Below are 16,898 nucleotides of genomic sequence, written 5' to 3' on the forward strand. Positions count from 1 at the left end.
GTACCTATCAGCTGGCCGTTTGCGCAGTTGCGTGCTCGTTTCGCTGGAGGGCGACGTCCCTCAATTCGGCGAAACTTTCGCGGAAATAGCCCATCACCGCGTTAGGGTCCGCGTTGATGGCCCGGTCGATGGTGATGCCGAACTGCACGGTGCCGGCGTAGCTGAAAATGCTCATGCCAATACCAATGTTGCCGCTTTGTGGCACCCAGAACATGGGCTGGACGAGTTTGGCGCCGGCCAGGTAGACCGCCTCTTTCGGGCCGGGCACGTTAGTGAGCACGGCGGAGGCCTTGTTGCTCAGCAATGCCAGCGCTCGCCGCTCGAGAATATCGGGGCCGCGGCCAAACAGATCCAGCAGGCTGTAGGTGACCTGGGCCTGGTAGGAGCGTTTGAGGCGGTTCATGTTCTCCTGCACCTGGCGGAAGCGCATAAGCGGGCAGTTCACTTCCACCGGCAGGCACACCAGTACCAGCCCGAACTGGTTGCCGAGGGTCTCGATGGGCTGTTTCAGGGGGCGCAGGTTAAAGGGCACGGCAACGCGAATGCCGCACTCGGGGATGTGTTCCCCGATTTCCCGGAAGTGTCGTTGCAGCGCACCGGTAGCCGCACAAAGCAGTACGTCATTGGCGGTACCCCGCAACGCCCGGGCGCAGAGTTTGACTTCTGCAAGGCTCAGGGGCTCGGCCCAGGCCACCTGTTTGCGGCCACTCAGGGGCGGGCGTAAGCCGGTTTTGGGTTCGAACCGGGCGAATCCCAGTTTAACCAGGTCCATGGCAATGTTGCCTGCTGTCGTGGCCATCTTGACGGGGTAGCCCGGCTCCTTCCGCATGGAGTGCAGGAAGAGCTTGCCCTGTTCCAGGGCGGTCTGGCCGCTATCCAGCACGCGTTGGCTGAAGCGCCGTAGACTGCTCTCCACTGAGTTGTCTGTCGATGGATGAGTCGTAGCGATCCGGCTCAGTTTGGCTTCCGGTGTGTTGTCGGTCAGGGAGAGCAATACCCGCACCAGCGAAATGCCATCGGCAATGCAGTGGTGAATGCGGACGACCAGGGCGCAGCCGCCTTCGTAACCGTCAATGTAGTGGATATGCCAGAGGGGGCGTCGGTGATCCATGGCTGTGCTGGCCAGATCGCTGGTCAGTGCCTGTAGTTCGCCCTGGCTGCCGTCGCCGGGCAGGGCGATGCGATGAATGTGGTTGTCGATATCGAACAATGGGTCGTCTTGCCAGTACACCCGCTCCCCCTCCTGGACAACGCGCTGGCGAAAGCGGCGAAAACACAGGAAGCGTTCGTTCAGGGTGCGTTTCAGGCGCTTGAGGGAGATCGGCTGATCAAAGATCAGGACCGTTGAAATCATCATCGGGTTTGCGGGACTGTCCATGCGCAGCCAGGATTTGTCCACGGCTGACATGGTGGTTTTACTCTGGGACATGAGGCCTCCGTTCAGGATGCAATCCATTTGCCGAACGGACAACTTCGCCACGGACCTGTGGCATATCGGCGATTGGACCCAAGAGTATAGGCCGATCAGGTGAAAGGTAAAAGTGAGTGCGGATGCGACACAGATTTGCCGCATCCGGAGTCAGATGTTGGCGTCGCGCAAGATGCGCTGCTTCTGGCGGTTCCAGTCGCGCTCTTTCTCGGTGGCGCGCTTGTCGAACAGCTTCTTGCCTTTCACCAGGGCGATTTCGCATTTCACCTTGTTCTGTTTCCAGTACAGGGCCAGGGGAATGCAGGTGTAGCCGCTCTGGTTGACCTTGCCAACAATCTTGGCGATTTCCTTGGCGTGCAGCAGTAGCTTACGGGTACGCGTAGGGTCCGCAATGACGTGAGTGGACGCGGTAATCAGCGGGGTAAAGTGCGAGCCCAGCAGCCACGCCTCGCCATTCTTGAGCAGCACGTAGGCGTCCGTCAGCTGTGCCTTGCCGGCACGCAGGGATTTCACTTCCCAGCCCAGGAGGGCCAGGCCTGCCTCGAAGCGCTCTTCGATGTGATATTCGTGTTTTGCCTTCTTGTTCAGAGCAATGGTACTGCTCTGGGGTCCGGTTTTCTTTTTGCTCATGAATCGATAATCCGGGTTCGGATATAGAATTTGCCGGGAATAATACACGCCGGGAAAGCGCGCATTGTAGCCCAGGAGTGCCAGACCGGTCACGAAATCAGCGTGATAGATCCGGTTGGTAGTCGTAGCAGGGCGGAATCATCCGCTACAATGGGCGGTTCAACTCTGTCGGAATGCTGAATGCCTGCACCATACGAGACTCCCATCGGGTCCTGGACCCGTAAATCGACGTTTTTCTGGGCCGCAGTCGGTGCCACCGTGGGGCTTGCCAACCTGTGGCAGTTCCCATATCTGGCGGGCCAGCATGGCGGCGGGCTGTTCATCCTGCTGTACCTTGCCTGCCTGTTACTGGTGACGTTGCCGCTGATGGTGACTGAATCCGCCATGGGGCGCCACTCCCGGCACGGCATTGTGCTGGCGTTGGACGGCTACATACGCAGTGCGCGTTGCTCGCGCTGGTGGATGTATGCCGGGCGCCTCAGCATAATCGCAGCCTTCCTGGTGCTTTCCTATACCGCGGTGTTTGGCTCCATTGCACTGGCCTATGTGTTTTTTGGCGCGCTCGGGGTGTTCAGCGGAGCGGGGCAGGCGGAGGCGACCGCTGTGCTGGCGGACCTGGTATCGGATACCCGCGACTACAGAATGTTCATGGCGTGGCACCTGTTCTTTATGGTGCTGGTCGTCTGGGTGTCCATCCAGGGCGTGGTCAAAGGCCTGGAGCGTGTTTTTCGGGCATTGGTGCCGGCTTCCCTGCTGTTATTGCTGGCGCTGTTTGCCCTGGCCGGGTGGCATGGTCGTCTGGAGGGAGCGGTTACCACGGTTCTCGAGTTCCGGCCGGAAGACGTGGGTTTCGGCAGCCTCAAGGCGGCGCTGTTCCATGCTTTCTTTACGCTCGGGCTGGGTATGGGGGTGTGGTCCATCTTCGGCGCCTACACGCCGGTCGGGGTCAGGTTGAAGCGATCGGTGCTGGCGGTGGTGTTGATGGATACCCTGATTGCCATTCTGGCCGGCGTGCTGATTTTCGCAACGGCGACGGTGGGCAGTAGCTTTGATGGCGAGCGCGGCTTCAGCCTGTTGTTTGTTTCCCTGCCGGTTGCGCTGGCCCCGTTACCGGGGAGCCAGTTCATTATTGCGGCGGCGTTCCTGCTGGTGGTGCTGGTGGTGTGGACAACCTCTCTGGCGTTGCTGGAGCCGGTGATTGGCTGGTTCCGGGAGTGGACTGGCTCGCCCCGTGGCTGGTCGGCCTTTATCATGGGTGCGCTGGTGTGGTTTGCCGGGCTGGGTACGTTGCTGTCTTTCAACATCTGGGCCGATGTCCAGCTTGCGGGGGGAACGCTGTTCCGCTGGCTGGAGTTGATCACTGGCGGGCTGTTGATTCCGTTGGTGGCAATCCTGATCGCGTTGTTCACCGGATGGTGCCTGACCCGTTCGCTGTCGTTCCGCATTCTGGGGAACACGCCCTGGTTGTTCAGCCGTATCTGGTACTGGGTAATGCGCCTGGTGTTGCCGGTTGTGGTGGCGTTTATCGGGATATCCTACACGCTGTTCTCGCTGGACAACCTGTGTGACAGCGGCGAGAAAGCAAGGTGGTGCCGTCAGCTCAGCCCCGTGGTTGCCACCCCTGGCAAAGCGCCGGACACCAAGAGCCAGCAAGCCGATGCCCCGCAGCAGAGTGAGCCTGCACAGCCGGCCTCCAGCAGCGGTGAGGCGCGTCCCGCCAGGCACGACGACGATGCCGGGGGTGATCAGTTCCACGAAAAAGCCCCAAAACAGGACAATATCCTTTATCATAGCGTCTGAATACGGCTGCCGCGTGAGAGCGTCCGGGGCAGCGATTTCAAAGCATGTTTGATAGCAGGACAACCGGTTCCAATGCCTCATCAGATCGACAAGACAGCCCTGGTCATGCACTCCGCCGAGCGCATGTTCCATCTGGTCAACGACATTGCCCGTTACCCCGAGTTTCTGCCCTGGTGTGCCGGTGCGGAGATCCATGACCGGGACGAAGAGCAGATTACCGCCTCCCTGGACGTAGCCAAGGGTGGTATTCGCCAGCGTCTGACCACCCGTAACCAGCTGTTCCATCCGGACACCATCGAAATGAGCCTGGTGGATGGGCCGTTTCGTGATCTCACCGGTCGCTGGCATTTCAGGGCGTTGGATGACAATGCCTGCAAGGTGATTCTGACGCTGGAGTTTGAATTCTCCGGTTCGCTGTCCCGCATGACGTTTGGCCCGGTGTTCAGTCAGGCCGCCAACACCATGGTGGATGCGTTCTGCCGGCGTGCGGATATGGTCTATGCAGGAGTGGTGGAATGATTCGTGTGGAGGTCGCCTATGCCCGCCCGGACAAACAGGAGATCATCAGCCTGGAGGTGCCGGATGGAACCACCGCGCTGGAAGCTGTCAAACAGTCAGGCATCGTGGCGGTCTTCCCTGAGGTTGATCCTGAAAGCAATGACATGGGAATCTTTGGAAAGGCCATCAAGTCACCCGCCGCACATGAGCTGCGGGAGGGCGACCGGGTTGAGCTGTACCGGCCGCTGAAGATTGATCCCAAGCAGGCCCGGCTCAACCGGGCGAAGAAGAAATCCTGAACGGCCTTAGTAGGCCGGTGTTTCTTCCAGTAACTGTGCTTCGTAGTGGGTGTACTGGTCATTGTCGTAATAGACGATGACGCGTTGCTCTTCGATGTCACCGCCGCGGCGCTGGAAGGTGTAGATGTAGTACTCCCGGGAAGGATCAACCGGGTTGACCATCAGGGGATTGCCCAGGACAGATTGCACCTGGCTGCGGGACATGCCTTCAGTCAGTGATGTCAGCTCCTCGTCGGTCAGGATGTTGCCTTGCTGGACGTTGATCTTGTAAACGCCGGGAAAAGCACAACCAGACAGGATGAGAGTGAGAATGAGAGCTGTGAGCTTTTGCATCGCCGGGGGAAATCCTCTATCTTGAAATCGCCTGCCAAGGGCAGGTGTGACACGGTCTAACCGTATAAATGCGGCTTCATCATACCGGAAGCCGTGGGGCACACCAACGAGTGAATAGTAACATGTCATCTGAAAACGCCGAATTACGAAAAGTCGGTCTGAAAGTTACTCTGCCGAGAGTAAAGATTTTCAACATTCTGGAAAACTCCGAGGAACACCACCTCAGCGCAGAGGATGTGTACAAGAAGCTTCTGGAGCAAGGGGATGACGTGGGTCTGGCGACCGTTTACCGGGTTCTGACCCAGTTTGAGGCCGCCGGACTGGTGCTTCGCCACAACTTTGAAGGTGGGCACGCAGTGTTCGAAATGGCCGGTGATGATCACCACGACCATATGGTTTGCACGCAAACCGGTGAGGTCATTGAGTTCTGCGATCCCATTATCGAAGAACGCCAGAAGAAAATTGCTGAAGAGCGTGGCTTTGAGATCATTGATCACAGCCTGATTCTCTACGTCAAGCCGATCGGCAAGTAACTTTCTTTCCGTAATCGCAATAACCGAACAAAAAAGGGGCGGGTGTTAACCCGCCCTAATAGCTCTCAGGGTCGAGAGGGGAATGTGCTCTGTCGCTCAGTGATGGGTTGCCTGCCCCTTGGTGAACATTTCTTTGGCATGGGCAATGGTGTGCTCAGTCATGTCGACACCGCCAAGCATTCTTGCCACTTCGCTGATCCGTCCGTGATCGTCCAGTGTTTCAATTTTCGAGAAGGTCGCGTCCTGTTCGGTAAACTTGCTGACGAACAGGTGCTGATGGCATTGGGCTGCAACTTGTGGCAAATGGGTTACGCACATGACCTGGCCATCGTTGCCCAGGGTTCTCAGCAACCGCCCGACCACTTCCGCCGTGCCACCGCCGATGCCAACATCCACTTCGTCAAAGACCAGGGTAGGTGTGGTTGAGGTTTGCGCGACCACTACCTGAATGGCCAAGCTGATGCGTGACAGTTCGCCGCCGGAGGCGACTTTGGCCAGCGGGCGTGCCGGTTGGCCCGGATTGGCGCTGACCAGGAACTCCACGTCTTCGAGTCCGTGGGGGGCAGGCTCACCGGCATCGTTGCGGTTCAAGTGGGTGACAAACTGCACGGCCGGCATGCTGAGTTGTGCCAGTTCCTCGGCGATCCTCTGGTCGAGGTTGGCGGCCGCCTGCTGGCGAGCCTCCGATAGCTGGCCGGCCAGTTCGTTGAAGCGGTTGCGCTGGCCTTCCAGCTCGACTTCCAGCTGCTCAACGCTGCCTTCGCCGTCATCCAGGGAGGCCAGTTCGGCGCTCAGGCGCTGGTGCAGTTCCGGAAGTTCTTCCGGTGTGATGCGGTGCTTTCTGGCCATCTGGTAGATGGCGCTCAGGCGCTCTTCCACCTCGGTCAGCCGTGCCGGGTCGGCCTCGTAATCCTCGACAAAGCGGCGCAGGTTGTCCCCGGCTTCGCTGATCTGGATCTGTGCCTCGTTCAGCATCTGAATGGTGTCCGCCAGAGCGGGCACTTCGGTGGGCAGGTGTTCCAGTTGCTGCAGCGCCTGGCGAACCAGATCTGCAGCGCTGTTGTCTTCTTCCGTGCAGAGCAGGGCGGCCTGCTGGCTGTTCTGAAGTACGGTGTCGGCGTGGCTCAGTTGTTCCTGTTCCTGCTCCAGGCTTTCCTGTTCGCCTTCTTCCAGCGCCATGCGGTCCAGTTCCTCCACCTGATAGCGGAGCAACTGCAGCCGGGCTTCGGCCTCGTCGGCGTTTTGCTGGCGTTCGGTCAGGCGCTGGCGGGTCTTGTTCCAGGTCTTCCAGGCATCGCGGGTATCGGCAGCGAGGGTTTCCACACCGGCGTATTCATCCAGCAGTTTGCGATGGGTTTCCTTGCGAAGCAGGGACTGGTGCTGGTGCTGGCTGTGGATATCCATCAGCAGGCTGCCCAGGTCTTTCAGGTGCGCCAGGGGGCAGGGCTGACCATTGATGTAAGCCCGTGAACGTCCGTCCTTGCTGATCACCCGTCGCAGGATACAGTCATGTTCGTCGTCCAGCTCGTGTTGCTCCAGCCAGTTCCGGGCCTCGTCGATGCGGGACACATCGAAGGAGGCGGTGATGTCGGCACGCTTCGCACCATGGCGCACGGCGCCTGCATCGGCGCGCCCGCCCATCGCCAGCCCCAGGGCGTCCAGTACAATGGACTTGCCGGCGCCGGTTTCCCCGGTCAGGGCGGTCATGCCCTTACTGAACTGAAGTTCGACCCTTTCTGCGATGGCGTAATTGGAAACGGTGAGCTGTGTGAGCATGCTGGTGACCTCCGCTCTGGAAAATACTGTGGTTACATACAGTGACTGTGAATATATACAGGGTTTTTCTAGTTTGCAAATTCAGAGGTGTGAAATTGCGCATAAATGCATTCGTTAAGGTTGAAACCGACGCAACGGGCCCCATATTCGTTCGCAACCCTCTTTAATCCGGCCCGGCGTGGCCGGATGACATGTATAACCGACCGTGTTTGCGGTCGCGGATGAATGACCAGGAGTAGCCATGAGTGCTGACGAGAATCGTAACGAGCAGGTTGAGGAAGAGCTGAAAGCTGCCGAGGCCGAAGCGGCGGAAGACGCTGAAGGTGATTCAGCTGGCGAGCCCTCTGAAACCGAAGCCTTGCAGGCTCAGGTTAAGGAGTATCAGGAGCAGGCGCTGCGGGCCCAGGCTGAAATGCAGAACGTTCGTCGCCGTGCCGAGCTGGATGTGGAGAAAGCCCACAAATTTGCGCTGGAAAAGTTCGTGAAGGAACTGCTCCCGGTTGCAGACAGTCTGGAAAAGGCGGTTGAGAGCACCGAGGGTCAGGAAGCCTCTGGTGAGTTGGTGGCGTCTATCCGCGAAGGCGTGGAAATGACTTTGAACCTGTTCATGAATAGCCTCGGGAAATTCAACGTGGAGCAGGTTAACCCGGTCGGCGAGCCGTTCGACCCGCAACTTCACGAAGCCATGTCCATGGTGCCGGCGCCAGACGCCGAGCCGAACAGCGTCGTTGCGGTTGTGCAAAAGGGGTACACCCTGAACGAGCGCCTGGTTCGGCCCGCGATGGTGGTGGTGGCCAAGGCCGAGGACGCACCAAAAATCGATGAACAGGCTTGAAAAGTGAATTAAGGCGCCAATATAGGCAGTAAACAGGCGGCGCCGGAATGAATTGCCGGGGCTGACAGCCCGAAACAGTTTTGGCTGGCATCGGATTGGCGATGTCGCAATCGGATCGAACAAACGAATTGGAGTGAATCAATGAGCAAGATTATTGGTATCGACCTGGGAACCACGAACTCCTGTGTTGCCATCATGGATGGTGACAAGGTCAAGGTTATCGAGAACGCTGAGGGTGATCGCACCACCCCGTCGATCATCGCGTACACCGAAGACGGTGAGACCCTGGTAGGTCAGTCTGCCAAGCGTCAGGCGGTCACCAACCCGAACAACACCCTGTACGCCATCAAGCGTCTGATCGGTCGTCGTTTTGAAGACGATGTGGTTCAGAAAGATATCAAGATGGTGCCCTACAAGATCACCAAGGCTGACAATGGCGATGCCTGGGTGGAAGTGAAGGGTGAAAAGATGGCGCCCCCGCAGGTGTCTGCGGAAGTCATCAAGAAGATGAAGAAGACCGCCGAGGACTACCTGGGCGAGAAAGTGACCGAAGCGGTTATCACCGTACCGGCCTACTTCAACGACAGCCAGCGTCAGGCCACCAAGGACGCCGGCAAGATCGCCGGTCTGGACGTGAAGCGGATCATCAACGAGCCGACCGCTGCGGCCCTGGCCTATGGCCTGGACAAGAAGAGCGGTGACCGTACCGTGGCTGTGTACGACCTGGGTGGTGGTACCTTCGATATTTCCATCATCGAGATTGCTGACGTGGACGGTGAGCACCAGTTCGAAGTGCTGGCCACCAACGGTGACACCTTCCTGGGTGGTGAAGACTTCGACATGAAGCTGATCGAATACCTTGCCGATCAGTTCAAGAAAGACAGTGGTATCGACCTGCGCGGTGACTCACTGGCCATGCAGCGCCTGAAAGAGGCCGCCGAGAAGGCCAAGATCGAGCTGTCCAGCAGCCAGCAGACCGACGTCAACCTGCCGTACGTAACGGCGGACGCCAGCGGTCCCAAGCACATGAACGTAAAGGTCACCCGTGCCAAGCTGGAATCCCTGGTGGAAGAGCTGGTCGAGCGCAGTCTCGCGCCGTGCCGCACCGCGCTGGACGATTCCGGTGTCAAGGTTGGCGAAATCGACGAGGTGATCCTGGTCGGCGGTCAGACCCGCATGCCGATGGTTCAGGAGAAAGTGAAGAACTTCTTCGGTAAGGAAGCCCGCAAGGACGTTAACCCGGATGAAGCCGTGGCCATGGGTGCTGCCATCCAGGCCGCCGTACTGTCCGGTGATGTAAAAGACGTTCTGTTGCTGGACGTAACTCCGCTGACCCTGGGTATTGAAACCATGGGCGGTGTGGCTACACCGTTGATCGACAAGAACACCACCATCCCGACCAAGAAGTCGCAGACCTTCTCCACCGCGGATGACAACCAGACTGCAGTGACCATCCACGTGGTTCAGGGTGAGCGCAAGCAGGCGCAGCAGAACAAGTCCCTGGGTCGTTTCGACCTGGCCGACATTCCGCCGGCGCCGCGCGGTGTGCCGCAGATCGAAGTAACCTTCGATATCGACGCCAACGGTATCCTGAACGTGTCCGCGAAGGACAAGGCGACTGGTAAAGAGCAGTCCATCGTGATCAAGGCCTCTTCCGGTCTGAACGATGACGAAATCGAGAAGATGGTGCGCGATGCCGAGGCCAACGCCGAGGAAGACCGCAAGTTCGAAGAGCTGGTGCAGGTCCGCAACCAGGGTGACGCGATGGTGCACGCTGTTCGCAAGACCCTGACCGATGCCGGTGACAAGGTCAGCGACAGTGAGAAAGAGTCCATCGAGGCCTCTATCAAGGAGCTGGAAGAAGCACTGGCCGGTTCCGATAAAGAGGACATTGAGGCCAAGACCCAGAAGCTGACGGAAGTGTCTTCCGAGCTGGCTCAGAAAATGTACGCAGATCAGGCTGATCAGGCGCAGCAGGCTGGCGGGGAAGAAGGTGCCCAGGCCCAGTCTTCTGACGACGCAGTCGACGCTGAGTTCGAAGAAGTCAAAGACGACGACAAGCGGTAAATTCTGACGTACATCAGGCAGTTGGAAAACGCGGGGGTTCTCCCGCGTTTTCCGCGTTTTAAAAACAGGGTTTTAAAGCATGGCCAAGCGCGATTATTACGAAATTCTCGGGATCTCCCGGGATGCGGACGAGAAGGAAGTCAAGCGGGCTTACCGCAAGCTCGCAATGAAGTATCACCCCGACCGTAACCCGGACGACACTGACGCCGAGAACAAGTTCAAAGAGGCCAGCGAAGCCTACGAAATACTGGCGGACCAATCCAAACGGGCCGCCTATGACCAGTTCGGTCACGCGGGCGTTGATGGCCAGGCCGGCGGTGGATTCGGAGGCGGCGGCGCCAGCTTCTCCGATATCTTTGGTGACGTATTCGGGGATATCTTCGGTGGCGGAGGCCGTGGCCGCAATACCCGTGGCTCCGACCTTCGTTACACCCTGGAGCTGGATCTGGAAGAAGCGGTCAAAGGCAAGACCGTCCAGATCCGCATCCCGGGCCACAGAGAGTGCGATACCTGCGATGGCAGCGGTGCGGAAAAAGGTTCCCGCCCGGAAGCTTGTGGCACCTGTAACGGTATGGGGCAGGTTCGCATGCAGCAGGGTTTCTTCACGGTGCAGCAGGCGTGTCCCACTTGTCGTGGTTCGGGCCAGGTCATCAAGAACCCCTGTAAGGCCTGTCATGGTCAGGGCAGGGTGCAGGAAGAGAAGACCCTTTCCGTCAAGGTTCCGCCCGGCGTGGATACCGGCGACCGCATTCGCCTCTCTGGCGAAGGTGAAATGGGCATTGATGGTGGTCCCCCGGGCGACCTGTATGTGCAAATTGCCGTTCGCGAGCACTCCATCTTCACCCGTGATGGCCGCAACCTGTATTGCGAAGTGCCCATCAGCATCGTGGATGCTACCCTCGGTGGAGAGCTGGAAGTGCCGACGCTGGATGGCCGCGTGAAGCTCAAGATTCCGCCGGAAACCCAGACCGGAAAACTTTTCCGTCTGCGCAACAAGGGCGTCAGCCCGGTTCGTGGCGGTCCGGCAGGTGATTTGCTCTGCCGCGCGATCGTGGAAACCCCGGTCAACCTGACCAAGCGTCAGCAAGAGCTGCTGGAAGAATTTCAGCAAACTCTGGACGGCACCAACGGCACTCATCATGCTCCGAAGAAAACCTCCTGGTTTGAGGGTGTGAAAAGTTTCTTTGATGAAATGAAATTCTGAGGACAGATGACATGAGGGTAGCAATCATCGGCGCCGCCGGGCGCATGGGCAAGGTTCTGATCGAAGCCGTTGAGGGCACCGAAGGCCTGGAGCTCGGCGCAGCCGTCGTCGAGCCGGGCAGCTCGCTGATCGGTGCGGATGCCGGAGAACTGAGTGGCATTGGCAAAACCGGCGTGACCCTGGCTGGCAGTCTGGCGGACGTGAAGGGCGACTTTGACGTGCTTGTCGACTTCACCTTCCCGGACCTGACCCTGGAAAATGCCGAGTTCTGCAAAGCCAACGGCAAGATGATCGTGATCGGCACCACCGGCATGACGGATGCTGAAAAAGAGCAGCTGGCCGTGGTTGCCGAGTCCACTCCCGTGGTGTTTGCGCCCAACATGAGTGTTGGTGTCAACGTGGCCCTCAACCTGCTGCGCACCGCCGCGGCAGCGCTGGGTGATGACTACGACGTGGAAATCATCGAAGCCCACCACCGCCACAAGAAAGACGCGCCGTCAGGCACGGCGCTGCGTATGGGCGAAGTGGTTGCCGATGCCCTCGGCCGTGACCTGAAGGAGTGCGCGGTGTATGGCCGCGAAGGCTTTACCGGCGAGCGCACCCGCAAGGAAATCGGCTTTGAAACCATCCGCGCCGGCGATGTGGTCGGTGATCATACTGTCTTGTTTGCCACCGAAGGTGAGCGTATCGAGGTAACCCACAAGGCCAGCAGTCGCATGACCTTTGCCAAGGGTGCCATGCGGGCGGCGTTGTGGCTGCAGGGCAAGCCGGCAGGGCTTTATGATATGCAGGATGTTTTGGGGTTGAAGTGAGGATTGGGTTGTCGGATTACGAGGAAGATTTCAGATGGACATAAAGCGCCATATTTTTTACAATAAGGCGGTTTAACTGCACCAAGCGTAGCTTTGAAAATGTCAGGGAACCGAAAACGTTCCCGGGGAAAACAAAAAAGCGGGACGGAGTTGAGACTCCCTCTCGCTTTTTTGCGACCTGAATTTGCGCTTGCGTTCCTGTTCGTGACGAACTTATACGCCACTCGATGAGGATACAAGCCTTGAGCACACCTGCAATCCTTGCACTCGCAGACGGAAGCCTGTTTTACGGCACCGCCATTGGCGCTGAGGGAGAAACCAGCGGCGAAGTGGTGTTCAACACCGCCATGACCGGTTACCAGGAAATCCTGACCGATCCGTCCTACTCCCGCCAGATTGTCACACTGACCTACCCGCACATCGGCAGCACCGGTGTGAACGAAGAAGACGTAGAGTCAGACCGCGTCCAGGCCGCGGGCCTGATCATCCGTGATCTTCCCCTGATCGCGAGCAACTGGCGCAGCACCGGCACCCTCGACGAGTACCTGCGAACAAACAATATCGTGGGCATTGCAGACATCGATACCCGCCGTCTGACCCGGATCCTCCGCGACAAGGGCTCCCAGAACGGCGCGGTAGTGGCCGGTGAGGGTGCGACCGCTGATCGGGCGCTGGAGCTGGCTAACGCCTTCCCGGGCCTGAAAGGCATGGACCTGGCGAAAGAAGTCACCTCCGGCAAAACCTGGACCTGGAGCCAGAGCGAATGGACTCTGGGAGAAGGTTACGGTGAGCGCACTGAATCCCGCTTCAAAGTGGTGGCATGGGACTATGGCGTCAAACTGAACATCCTGCGCATGCTGGCGGCGCGAGGCTGCGACATCACCGTGGTACCGGCGCAGACTCCGGCCTCCGAAGTGTTGGCGATGAATCCGGACGGCATTTTTCTGTCCAACGGCCCCGGTGATCCTGAACCCTGCGACTACGCCATCACCGCGATCCGCGAAGTGCTGGAAACCGAGATTCCGGTCTTCGGTATCTGCCTTGGCCATCAGTTGCTGGCCCTGGCCAGCGGCGCCCGGTCGATCAAGATGGGGCATGGCCACCACGGTGCCAACCACCCGGTCCAGAACCTGAAAGACGGCACGGTGATGATCACCAGCCAGAACCACGGGTTCGCAGTGGATGAGGCCAGCCTGCCGGAGAACCTGGAGGCGACCCATAAATCCCTGTTTGACGATTCCCTGCAGGGCATTCGCCGTACCGACAAGCCGGCCTTCAGCTTCCAGGGCCATCCGGAAGCCAGCCCCGGCCCCCATGACGTGGCGCCGCTGTTTGATGAATTTATCCGGTTGATGGAAGCCCGATAAGCTTCCGGGTTTGTTCCCGGTTAACGCTTCCTGAGTGAAACGGGCGCCGCAAATTGCGATGCAAGAATTTTTAAGTTGCTGACAGGTTTACCAAGAGATGCCAAAACGTACCGACATTAAAAGTATTCTGATCCTGGGCGCCGGCCCCATTGTGATCGGTCAGGCGTGCGAGTTTGACTACTCCGGAGCCCAGGCCTGCAAGGCCCTGCGGGAAGAGGGTTACCGGGTCATCCTGGTTAACTCCAACCCGGCAACGATCATGACCGATCCGGTAATGGCCGATGCCACCTACATCGAGCCGATTACCTGGAAGACCGTCGAAAAGATCATCGAGAAGGAAAAGCCGGATGCTCTTCTGCCCACCATGGGTGGCCAGACCGCGCTGAACTGTGCGCTGGATCTGGAGAAGCACGGCGTGCTGGAAAAGCACGGCGTGGAGATGATCGGCGCCAACGCTGACACCATCGACAAGGCCGAAGACCGCGACCGCTTCGATAAGGCCATGAAGAAGATCGGTCTGGAGTGTCCGCGCGCCACCATCGCCCATTCCATGGCGGAAGCCTGGGAAGTGGCTGATGATATCGGTTTTCCGTGCATTATCCGTCCGTCCTTCACCATGGGTGGCTCCGGCGGCGGCATCGCCTACAACCGCGATGAGTTCGAGGAAATCTGTACCCGTGGTCTGGATCTGTCCCCGACCAACGAGCTGCTGATCGACGAGTCACTGATCGGCTGGAAAGAATACGAGATGGAAGTTGTCCGCGACAAGAACGACAACTGCATCATCGTCTGTGCCATCGAGAACTTCGATGCCATGGGGGTACACACCGGTGACTCCATCACCGTGGCGCCGGCCCAGACCCTGACCGACAAGGAATACCAGATCATGCGGAACGCCTCGCTGGCGGTACTGCGTGAAATCGGTGTGGAAACCGGCGGGTCCAACGTGCAGTTCGGTATCAACCCGGATACCGGCCGCATGGTGGTGATCGAGATGAACCCGCGGGTGTCCCGTTCGTCCGCACTGGCATCGAAAGCCACCGGCTTCCCGATTGCCAAGGTCGCGGCCAAGCTGGCCATTGGTTACACCCTGGACGAGCTGCGCAATGAAATCACCGGTGGCGTCACGCCAGCGTCCTTCGAGCCCAGCATCGACTATGTGGTCACCAAGATTCCGCGGTTCACCTTCGAGAAGTTCCCCCAGGCCGACGCGCGCCTGACCACCCAGATGAAGTCTGTGGGCGAGGTCATGGCGATTGGTCGCACCTTCCAGGAGTCCCTGCAGAAAGCCATGCGTGGCCTGGAGGTAGGCTCTGAAGGTTTTGAGGAGAAGGTGGATTGTGCGACGACCGACGGACAGGAAACCCTGACGCAGGAGCTGAATGTGCCTGGCGCGGAGCGTCTCTGGTACATCGGCGACGCTTTCCGGTGCGGTATGACGGTCGAGGACGTATTCAATAATACCCACGTCGACCCCTGGTATCTGGTACAGATTGAAGACCTGATCCGCGAAGAGCAGGCGCTGAAATCCGCCGGCAAGGCCGATATCGACCGCGATACTCTGTTCCGCCTCAAGCGCAAGGGCTTCTCCGATGCCCGTCTGGCCAAGCTGCTGGGCATTTCCGAGGTCAGCCTGCGCAAGCTGCGCCACGATCTCAATATCCGCCCGGTCTACAAGCGGGTGGATACCTGTGCCGCCGAGTTCGCGTCTGATACCGCCTATATGTACTCCACCTATGAGGAAGAGTGCGAGGCGGACGCCTCCGATCGCGATAAAATCGTGGTCATTGGCGGCGGGCCGAACCGTATTGGTCAGGGTATCGAGTTTGATTACTGTTGTGTTCACGCGGCCCTGGCCATGCGTGAAGATGGCTATGAAACCATCATGATCAACTGTAACCCGGAGACGGTGTCAACGGATTACGACACCTCTGATCGCCTGTATTTCGAACCGATCACCCTGGAAGACGTGCTGGAAATCATCAACGTCGAGAAGCCCAGGGGTGTGATCGTCCAGTACGGCGGGCAGACGCCGCTGAAACTGGCCCGCGGTCTGGAAGCGGCTGGCGTGCCGATCATCGGCACCAGCCCGGATGCCATTGACCGCGCCGAGGACCGTGAGCGTTTCCAACAGATGATTGGTCGCCTTGGGCTGTTGCAGCCCGAGAACGCCACGGTGCGCAGCCACGAGGAAGGTATCCTGGCAGCCCGTGAAATTGGCTATCCGCTGGTGGTGCGTCCGTCCTACGTGCTGGGTGGCCGGGCGATGGAAATCGTCTATGACGAGGACGAGCTGGTGCGCTATATGCGCAGTGCGGTTCTGGTTTCCAATGACAGTCCGGTACTGCTGGATCACTTCCTGAATGCCGCCATTGAGGTGGATATTGATGCCATCTCCGACGGCAAGGAAGTGGTGATTGGCGGTATCATGCAGCACATTGAGCAGGCCGGGGTTCACTCCGGTGATTCCGCTTGTTCGCTGCCGCCGTATACCCTGCCAAAAGACGTGCAGGACGAAATGCGCGAAGCCGTCCGCAAGATGGCAATTGAGCTTGATGTTGTGGGTCTGATGAACGTCCAGCTGGCCTGGCAGGACGGCAAGATCTACGTGATCGAGGTCAACCCGCGGGCGTCCCGCACCGTGCCGTTCGTGTCCAAGGCGATTGGTGTGTCATTGGCGAAAGTGGCCGCACGGGTCATGGCTGGTAAATCCCTGGCGGAACTTGGCTTTACTCAGGAGATTGTGCCGACCTATTACGCCGTGAAGGAATCCGTGTTCCCGTTCAATAAATTCCCGGCGGTGGACCCGATCCTCGGCCCGGAAATGAAATCGACCGGTGAAGTGATGGGTATCGGTGACAGCTTTGACGAAGCGTTCGCCAAGGCTGCGCTGGCGATTGGCGAGCGCCTGCCGGACCAGGGTACTGCCTTCATGTCCGTGCGGGATGTGGACAAGCCCGGAGCTGCCGAGGTTGCACAGGATCTGGTGGATGCCGGCTTCAAGCTCATTGCTACCACTGGTACCGCAAAAGCCCTGAAAGAGGCGGGTATCGAGGTCGAACGGGTGAACAAGGTCCGTGAAGGCCGTCCGCATATTGTGGATGCCATCAAGAACGGCAAGGTTCAACTGATCATTAACACCACCGAAGGGCGCAAGGCCATTTCCGACTCGGCGCAGATTCGCCAGTCCGCCTTGCAGTCCAAGGTAACCTATACAACGACTCTGGCGGGTGGCGAAGCATTCTGTCGGGCCATCAAGTTTGGCCCCGAGCGCACCGTTCGCCGCCTTCAGGATCTACACGCAGGAAAGTAAGA

General features: G+C 58.9%; 14 protein-coding genes. 10 read left to right on the forward strand and 4 right to left on the reverse strand.

The window, feature by feature from the left end:
* Nucleotides 1-7: 7 nt before the first annotated feature.
* Together ACQUWM_RS15150 and smpB are read right to left on the reverse strand one after the other, a co-directional pair.
* Nucleotides 8-1,429, reverse strand: coding sequence for a wax ester/triacylglycerol synthase family O-acyltransferase (locus tag ACQUWM_RS15150; protein WP_428922705.1), 1,422 nt, complete (start codon nt 1,427-1,429; stop codon nt 8-10).
* A gap of 150 nt (nt 1,430-1,579) precedes the next feature.
* Nucleotides 1,580-2,059 (reverse strand): SsrA-binding protein SmpB, encoded by a 480-nt coding sequence (gene smpB, locus ACQUWM_RS15155; RefSeq protein ID WP_406987614.1) that lies wholly within the window; start codon nt 2,057-2,059, stop codon nt 1,580-1,582.
* Nucleotides 2,060-2,239: 180 nt separating this feature from the next.
* On the opposite strand from smpB, the gene ACQUWM_RS15160 reads away from it, so the two are divergent.
* The 3 genes from ACQUWM_RS15160 to ACQUWM_RS15170 all read left to right on the forward strand — a co-directional run bounded on the left by ACQUWM_RS15160 (nt 2,240) and on the right by ACQUWM_RS15170 (nt 4,656).
* Nucleotides 2,240-3,859: a sodium-dependent transporter gene (locus tag ACQUWM_RS15160; RefSeq protein WP_428922706.1), complete on the forward strand. Its 1,620-nt coding sequence runs from the start codon at nt 2,240-2,242 to the stop codon at nt 3,857-3,859.
* 72 nt (nt 3,860-3,931) lie between these two features.
* Nucleotides 3,932-4,378, forward strand: coding sequence for a type II toxin-antitoxin system RatA family toxin (locus ACQUWM_RS15165; RefSeq protein WP_407002672.1), 447 nt, complete (start codon nt 3,932-3,934; stop codon nt 4,376-4,378).
* A complete protein-coding gene (locus ACQUWM_RS15170) occupies nt 4,375-4,656 on the forward strand; it encodes an RnfH family protein (protein ID WP_407002671.1) in 282 nt (93 codons plus the stop codon). Before ACQUWM_RS15165 ends, ACQUWM_RS15170 begins: the two co-directional genes overlap by 4 nt.
* Before the next feature lie 6 nt (nt 4,657-4,662).
* Here the strand turns inward: ACQUWM_RS15170 and ACQUWM_RS15175 are convergent, their stop codons facing one another.
* Entirely contained in the window at nt 4,663-4,989 is a 327-nt protein-coding gene (locus ACQUWM_RS15175) for an outer membrane protein assembly factor BamE (protein ID WP_406987610.1), read from the reverse strand.
* Nucleotides 4,990-5,111: 122 nt separating this feature from the next.
* On the opposite strand from ACQUWM_RS15175, the gene fur reads away from it, so the two are divergent.
* Nucleotides 5,112-5,522 (forward strand): ferric iron uptake transcriptional regulator, encoded by a 411-nt coding sequence (fur, locus tag ACQUWM_RS15180; protein WP_407002670.1) that lies wholly within the window; start codon nt 5,112-5,114, stop codon nt 5,520-5,522.
* Between the two features lie 96 nt (nt 5,523-5,618).
* Here the strand turns inward: fur and recN are convergent, their stop codons facing one another.
* Complete coding sequence (gene recN, locus ACQUWM_RS15185; RefSeq protein ID WP_407002669.1) at nt 5,619-7,298, reverse strand: DNA repair protein RecN; 1,680 nt, start codon at nt 7,296-7,298, stop codon at nt 5,619-5,621.
* A gap of 241 nt (nt 7,299-7,539) precedes the next feature.
* Here recN and grpE point away from each other — a divergent pair, with 241 nt between their 5' ends.
* The 6 genes from grpE (at nt 7,540) to carB (ending at nt 16,896) form a co-directional block, all read left to right on the forward strand.
* Nucleotides 7,540-8,133 (forward strand): nucleotide exchange factor GrpE, encoded by a 594-nt coding sequence (gene grpE, locus ACQUWM_RS15190; protein ID WP_428922707.1) that lies wholly within the window; start codon nt 7,540-7,542, stop codon nt 8,131-8,133.
* Between the two features lie 141 nt (nt 8,134-8,274).
* Nucleotides 8,275-10,200 carry a molecular chaperone DnaK gene (gene dnaK / locus ACQUWM_RS15195; protein WP_428922708.1) on the forward strand — a complete coding sequence of 642 codons (1,926 nt, stop codon included), beginning with the start codon at nt 8,275-8,277 and terminating at the stop codon, nt 10,198-10,200.
* A 79-nt stretch (nt 10,201-10,279) separates the two neighbouring features.
* The gene (dnaJ, locus tag ACQUWM_RS15200) at nt 10,280-11,404 is read left to right on the forward strand and encodes a molecular chaperone DnaJ (RefSeq protein ID WP_407002666.1); all 1,125 of its coding nucleotides are present in this window, start codon (nt 10,280-10,282) and stop codon (nt 11,402-11,404) included.
* 11 nt (nt 11,405-11,415) lie between these two features.
* Nucleotides 11,416-12,216 (forward strand): 4-hydroxy-tetrahydrodipicolinate reductase, encoded by an 801-nt coding sequence (gene dapB, locus ACQUWM_RS15205; RefSeq protein WP_407002665.1) that lies wholly within the window; start codon nt 11,416-11,418, stop codon nt 12,214-12,216.
* A 242-nt stretch (nt 12,217-12,458) separates the two neighbouring features.
* Entirely contained in the window at nt 12,459-13,583 is a 1,125-nt protein-coding gene (gene carA / locus ACQUWM_RS15210) for a glutamine-hydrolyzing carbamoyl-phosphate synthase small subunit (RefSeq protein WP_407002664.1), read from the forward strand.
* A 97-nt stretch (nt 13,584-13,680) separates the two neighbouring features.
* Nucleotides 13,681-16,896: a carbamoyl-phosphate synthase large subunit gene (carB, locus tag ACQUWM_RS15215; RefSeq protein WP_407002663.1), complete on the forward strand. Its 3,216-nt coding sequence runs from the start codon at nt 13,681-13,683 to the stop codon at nt 16,894-16,896.
* Nucleotides 16,897-16,898 lie beyond the last annotated feature (2 nt).

It is taken from the genome of Marinobacter sp. DUT-3 (assembly GCF_050379435.1).
Classification (GTDB): Bacteria; Pseudomonadota; Gammaproteobacteria; order Pseudomonadales; family Oleiphilaceae; genus Marinobacter.

Coding starts and splice junctions, on each gene's coding strand:
- dnaK (WP_428922708.1), top strand. CDS start 8,275: ATGAGCAAGATTATTGGTATCGACCTGGGAACCACGAACTCCTGTGTT.
- grpE (WP_428922707.1), top strand. CDS start 7,540: ATGAGTGCTGACGAGAATCGTAACGAGCAGGTTGAGGAAGAGCTGAAA.
- ACQUWM_RS15175 (WP_406987610.1), bottom strand. CDS start 4,989: ATGCAAAAGCTCACAGCTCTCATTCTCACTCTCATCCTGTCTGGTTGT.
- ACQUWM_RS15160 (WP_428922706.1), top strand. CDS start 2,240: ATGCCTGCACCATACGAGACTCCCATCGGGTCCTGGACCCGTAAATCG.
- smpB (WP_406987614.1), bottom strand. CDS start 2,059: ATGAGCAAAAAGAAAACCGGACCCCAGAGCAGTACCATTGCTCTGAAC.
- ACQUWM_RS15170 (WP_407002671.1), top strand. CDS start 4,375: ATGATTCGTGTGGAGGTCGCCTATGCCCGCCCGGACAAACAGGAGATC.
- ACQUWM_RS15150 (WP_428922705.1), bottom strand. CDS start 1,429: ATGTCCCAGAGTAAAACCACCATGTCAGCCGTGGACAAATCCTGGCTG.
- fur (WP_407002670.1), top strand. CDS start 5,112: ATGTCATCTGAAAACGCCGAATTACGAAAAGTCGGTCTGAAAGTTACT.
- carB (WP_407002663.1), top strand. CDS start 13,681: ATGCCAAAACGTACCGACATTAAAAGTATTCTGATCCTGGGCGCCGGC.
- dnaJ (WP_407002666.1), top strand. CDS start 10,280: ATGGCCAAGCGCGATTATTACGAAATTCTCGGGATCTCCCGGGATGCG.
- recN (WP_407002669.1), bottom strand. CDS start 7,298: ATGCTCACACAGCTCACCGTTTCCAATTACGCCATCGCAGAAAGGGTC.
- dapB (WP_407002665.1), top strand. CDS start 11,416: ATGAGGGTAGCAATCATCGGCGCCGCCGGGCGCATGGGCAAGGTTCTG.
- ACQUWM_RS15165 (WP_407002672.1), top strand. CDS start 3,932: ATGCCTCATCAGATCGACAAGACAGCCCTGGTCATGCACTCCGCCGAG.